Genomic DNA, 4,947 nt, shown 5'->3' with positions numbered 1-4,947 from the left:
AGAGTAGCGGCGGACCAGGTCATTGAGGGCGAGCGTCGCAATGATGATCGAGACCGCCACGACTGCCAGGCCGACATAGAGACCGGTCAGCATCGCCATGGGTGAGCTGGCCTCGGCCAGGAAGCCAATACCGCCGATCGGGCCGGCGACCCACAGCACGGCCACAGCAAGCAGAGCAACGATCGAAGGGAAAGCCCCACGGTGCTCTCTGAACCAATGCGCCGAACCTGTCTTCTGAACCCCCATGAGTGCCATACCCCCCAGTCTCCGACTCTGGGATCACAAGGAGGCTTACGACACATACCGGATTGGTCACGGTCTGGGTAGGGGAGGGCCACAACTTGTGGGCTGACCCGGCCGGGCGGTTTTCAGTGGATGTCGAGGCAGTCGTTGATGATCCACCAGACGCCGTCGAGGGTGTACCCGCGGTCCTGGTCCTGGCTGAGCGCGTGCGCCCGGACTGCTCGCATGGCGATGCCGACGTGCGCCCAGTCATCGACCGTGGCATTCCGATTATCGACGTACCGGTTCCACAGGTCATCGTGCTGCTCTTTCGGTAGGCGTACCATCGCACCGTAGGGTCCCCGGAGATCATCGACCGGGCCCTCGAACCGGACGGTCGCGAAACCCAGCCGGGCTTCAGCCGAGAGCAACCTCAAACCGCTCAGGCTCGGACAACGCGCAAACGCCCGCTCGATCGCCTGCACATACTCCTCAGGCCCCGGCTGTTCCACTGCATCCCTTCACATCCCCCATGACAGAAAGTGTCCCATCCCACATCCGCGCGATGAAAAGACGGGACGCAGATCCCGATAGATCTACAGATCTACAAACCAACATTTCTAGGCCGGCCTTGCGCTTGTACAACTGCTCCCGTGCCCCACGGGATGGAGCTCACCCACAGGTGGACGGCTTTGAGTTCCGCCCTTCGGGCTGCACCCGCCCACAGGTGGATAACCCAACCCAGTCCCCAACGCTTCCGAAGGCCTCATCGGGCATTTCGGATGCACCAGGTCGTGCTGTTCGCGACCACGCTGGTAGGAGGCTATGCACGCCGACCGCTCGCTCGAGGTGAGCTGTCATTGTCGGTGAGGTGGTGGGTGTGTGCAGGTGGTCCGTCAGTCCCTGCTGTCCAGGTGTGTGCGGGACAAGCAGCGGAGCGTGGGGGAGCTTGTGCCGTGCATAGGTGGGCAGGAGGCTACAGGGCGGGCCAGCAGCGGGTCTATCCTGCGAGCAGGAGCATCGACTGTCGAGGCATAAAGAAGATCCCGGAGGGCTACCTGCATGGGGGAACAGGTAGACGTCCGGGACTTCACCACAGTTGTACCCCGGGCGAAGGCTTTCCAGCCAATCAGTTTTCCTGCGGAGACGCCGCGATGAGGAAACCGCCTTACGGTGGCCCGGACGACACTAGCTAGTTCGACGCCCTCACGCCCGACGAAGCCCTCCGAGCGTTCACGTCCTACCGCCTGCTGGGGGACTGCTTCGAGCAATCCAGCGACGACGACCTGGCCGGCCGCGGCTGGCTCATCGAGGACTGGAAAGCGCTCCTCAAGGACCGGCAACAGCAGGCGTACCGGGCTGAACGCGAGCTATCGGCCGCGGTACGCCTTGCCCGCAACGAAGGCGTTAGCTGGCACGACATAAGCCGCACGCTGCGCCTGCCCCTTAAAGAGGTGCGGGCCCGCTTCGACTGGCCTTACGGAGACCGCTAGCCCCGGCATCGCGCGGAGTTTCGACCCCATCGACCAAGGTGGCTGGAATGCTGAGCACATGACATACCAATTCCACGACGACGGGCAGCACGACGAGCCGCCCAGGCCGTTGCAGTTCCTCATCCTGCAGCAGGTAGCCGATGAACTTAACACCAAGCACAGCTCCGTCCGGGCACTCATCGCCTCAGGGGACCTCCCTGTCATCCAGATCGGCGGCCGCGGCCAGTGGCTGATCCGCAAGAACGTTTCCACGGCAACCTGAATGAGAAAGCAAGCATCATCAGCAGAGTGTCACCCCACGCGAGGGCCATCGAGCCCTCACTAGGTGAGCTTGGTGGCTAGCTCTTGGTAGGCAGGGTGAAGTTCTTGCCATCTCACTCGCGCGTCGCAGCGTCCACGGCCGGCGAGGTAAGCGGTAAGATCTTCGACGTGGACCTGGTTTCCTGCCCCGTAGGCGGCAATCTGTTCCAGGGGTAGGCCCCGGTCTTCGATGCCGAGGATAGTGTGGTCGCCATCGGGTATCAGGATCGCCTCGATGATCCCGTCAGGTCCATCCAGGGACTTGGTGGCAAGTTGCAGCCGCCGCGGGGGTTGGCAGTCCTCTATATGACAGGTGCCTTCCCATCCGCTGGCAAAGTAGTGGGCACTGAATTCACCGCCGTGGCGAAGATCGCCTTCCACGGTGCCGAGCCAGCGGGCAAGCCGGGCGGGCTCGGTCAGGGCTGACCATAAGTCGTTTATGTCGGTGTCGAACCGCTCTTCGAGCCGCACGATGCCCTTGCCGTCCGCCGCGCGTAGCGTGCCAAGGATGCGCACAGGTTCCGATGTGTCAGTGTTCATGGGGTGCTCCTTTGTTCGCGTTTGCCGCGTGCTATCGCGGTGTGCAGGCATCCAGCCGGTGTTCCCACAAAGCCGGATATTGATTTAGCCAGTCATTGACCTCGGTAAGCGGCTGCGGGCGAAGGTATACATCCTTCGTTGGGCTTCCTGATGAACCTCAACCAGACCCGCCTCTCGAAGCACCCGAAGGTGCCGCGAAACGCCCGAAGGTGCCGCATCACCCCGCAGACCCTCGGGCGCACACTTCGCACCCTGGAAACACGGGGGTGCATCACACGGGCGACCAGAACAGCCGGGCAACGACATATCGACATATCGATCGCTCCAGCAGGAACCCAGCTCCTCAGCTCCGTGAAGGCCGCCGACCATGACAGGCCGCATGAGGCAGAGCAAGGTACAGGCCCGGCCCAACCAGGTCCACCAAAGCAATCGACAATGACTCTCCCGCTCGAATCGTCGTTCCTTGAGGAAGACCTACGCCGCGACCTCATCGAACTCCTCACCCTCATGAGCGCTACGACTACAAGATGAAGAACCGCTCGACCCAGCAGATTGGACCAGCAGATCCGACCGGCCTACCGAAGATCGAGGTATCGCGACCCTCTCCTTACCCGCTGGGGGTGTCGCCCGCAGGACCGCTCGTCGTGTCACTCCTTATGATCCCGCCGCTGTGGACAGGGCGAACTTCCACGCCACCACTGCTGGTGCGGACCGCCGGATTGAAGCGCGCTACCGCGATCGCCGCGTCAAGATCGTCCGCTTCGATGACGTAGAAACCGGCAACGAACTGCTCCGCCGGCACGAACGGTCCCATGGCGATACTGTCGCGTCGAATGGACACGGCACTGGCTCTCGGGGTCAGGGCGTAGGCAAGAGACATCGATCCCGAGTCCTGGAGCTCGCGTGCGTGCTGGTCGTTTTCCTCAAGATCGGCTTTAGCGGCTTCGAGGGCGTGAAGGGACTCATCGGCGTAGATGAGGACAGCGAAAGACGGCATGCAAGGGGGCCTTTCAGTGAGTAGGGTGGGTCTTACAGGGGTTGCTTCGCTTGAGCCGGTACCTAACCGTTGTCACGCCCTTGACTCGTAGCCGACCAGCCAGCGAAGCCCATACCGGTCGGTCACCTGCCCATCCGCGCCGTCCCACGGCCTTTGCACGAGGGGATCGATGGCTGTGCCACCGACGCTGAGCTGGTCGAACCACTCATGCAGCACCGCCGGCTCGCTGGTACCCAGCAGGGAGAGCAGCAATCCCTCGCACCGCACCGAAGGATCGCCCTCGGGCGTGTCAGAGCCAGCAAGGGAAACGACACCACTGAGAACTCCATGAGCGACAGCCTCAGGTGGACCGTCGGTCCGGCCATGATCCTTATAGGACGCCAAAGACAACTCGCCACCGAAAACACCGGCATAGAAGCCGAGCGCCTCCCTCGCGTTCCCGGGGAAGCTGATGTAGATCATGGGTGCGGACATGATGATCACTCCTGACATTGAGGGCTCAGAGCAGGGCGGATAGCCCCCTCTAGCTGATAGACGGATCAAACACAGAAAACTCATCGCAGGACCCCTGAAGACAGAGCATCCACAGGTCTACGTCGAAAGGAGTCTATGGCGAAGCAGAGGGGCCGGACGTCAGAAGAACTGTGGTGATCCGTCCGGAAATAGCTGCTTCCAGCAGCTCTCCAGCGACCTCTCGCACGATCCCTGTGCTGGTCATCAACGCACGAGCTTGGGCGGCGGCGCCGCCTTCCAGAGATTGATCGGTGACTTCTGATCCAGGATTGGTCATCACGACAGTGCCGGAGAGAAACCTTTCCAGCGGGCCAGTGGCCGACTTATGGAGGTTCAGGAGGAGTTGTACGAGCATCCGCAACTGCGAGTCATTCCAATACTCCTGGGGGAGCCCGGTCTGAGACAGGTAGGCATCGACGCTCATATCTGATCTACCTGAAGGGGGCAGAAGCGATGTGGCCTAAGCGTTGTGGGCGAGATCATCGCCTGCAACTCTGTCATCTCCAGCCCCATAGGGCTGGCACACACCAATACAACGGGCTTCGCTTGACGACTCCGCCGGGTGCCGATACGTGGGAACGTTCAGGCGATGAGCTTGAGTGCCTCATCGTCCTCTCGATTCCGTACCTAAGCACTGAAAGTCAGTGTTGAAGGCTGCATACGTTCTGAGGGATAGCCGTTCAACCTCCCCCGGGGCGCGCAGGGCGGCATCAATGCGCCGAGGCGTCTGTTGTTATGTGCGTGTATTACGTGCGTGGCGGGCTTCTTTGGCGGCTGGCGAGCTTAGCTGGGCTTGGGCTGGTCGGCGAGGAGTTCGAAGAGGGCGTGGCTGAGGATGAGGTGATCTGTTGCGGGGACGTCGGTGAGGTCGTAGAGGAATGC

8 protein-coding genes are annotated in these 4,947 nt (G+C 61.8%); 1 reads left to right on the top strand and 7 read right to left on the bottom strand.

Annotated features, from left to right (window positions below; all coding sequences use genetic code 11):
- Together CVO76_RS15235 and CVO76_RS15230 are read right to left on the bottom strand one after the other, a co-directional pair.
- Positions 1–255: hypothetical protein (locus CVO76_RS15235; RefSeq protein WP_208739996.1), on the bottom strand; the 255-nt coding region annotated here is incomplete at its 3' end.
- A 113-nt stretch (positions 256–368) separates the two neighbouring features.
- Positions 369–569, bottom strand: coding sequence for a hypothetical protein (locus CVO76_RS15230; RefSeq protein ID WP_208739995.1), 201 nt, complete (start codon positions 567–569; stop codon positions 369–371).
- A gap of 1,204 nt (positions 570–1,773) precedes the next feature.
- On the opposite strand from CVO76_RS15230, the gene CVO76_RS15225 reads away from it, so the two are divergent.
- A complete protein-coding gene (locus CVO76_RS15225; RefSeq protein ID WP_244186020.1) occupies positions 1,774–1,977 on the top strand; it encodes a helix-turn-helix domain-containing protein in 204 nt (67 codons plus the stop codon).
- 59 nt (positions 1,978–2,036) lie between these two features.
- Here CVO76_RS15225 and CVO76_RS15220 read toward each other — a convergent pair whose 3' ends face one another.
- From CVO76_RS15220 to CVO76_RS15200, 5 genes are all read right to left on the bottom strand, one after another.
- On the bottom strand, positions 2,037–2,555 hold the full coding sequence (locus CVO76_RS15220) for an SRPBCC domain-containing protein (RefSeq protein WP_208739994.1): 519 nt from the start codon (positions 2,553–2,555) through the stop codon (positions 2,037–2,039).
- An 84-nt stretch (positions 2,556–2,639) separates the two neighbouring features.
- Positions 2,640–2,861, bottom strand: coding sequence for an ArsR/SmtB family transcription factor (locus CVO76_RS17570; RefSeq protein ID WP_347876239.1), 222 nt, complete (start codon positions 2,859–2,861; stop codon positions 2,640–2,642).
- A gap of 301 nt (positions 2,862–3,162) precedes the next feature.
- Positions 3,163–3,552 (bottom strand): YciI family protein, encoded by a 390-nt coding sequence (locus CVO76_RS15210; RefSeq protein ID WP_208739993.1) that lies wholly within the window; start codon positions 3,550–3,552, stop codon positions 3,163–3,165.
- 72 nt (positions 3,553–3,624) lie between these two features.
- On the bottom strand, positions 3,625–4,026 hold the full coding sequence (locus CVO76_RS15205; protein WP_208739992.1) for a VOC family protein: 402 nt from the start codon (positions 4,024–4,026) through the stop codon (positions 3,625–3,627).
- Positions 4,027–4,159: 133 nt separating this feature from the next.
- On the bottom strand, positions 4,160–4,489 hold the full coding sequence (locus tag CVO76_RS15200; protein ID WP_208739991.1) for a hypothetical protein: 330 nt from the start codon (positions 4,487–4,489) through the stop codon (positions 4,160–4,162).
- Positions 4,490–4,947 lie beyond the last annotated feature (458 nt).

The sequence above is a fragment of the Arthrobacter agilis genome, assembly GCF_002953615.1.
Lineage (GTDB): Bacteria > Actinomycetota > Actinomycetes > Actinomycetales > Micrococcaceae > Arthrobacter_D > Arthrobacter_D agilis_B.
This window is presented reverse-complemented; position numbering and strand designations above follow the sequence as displayed.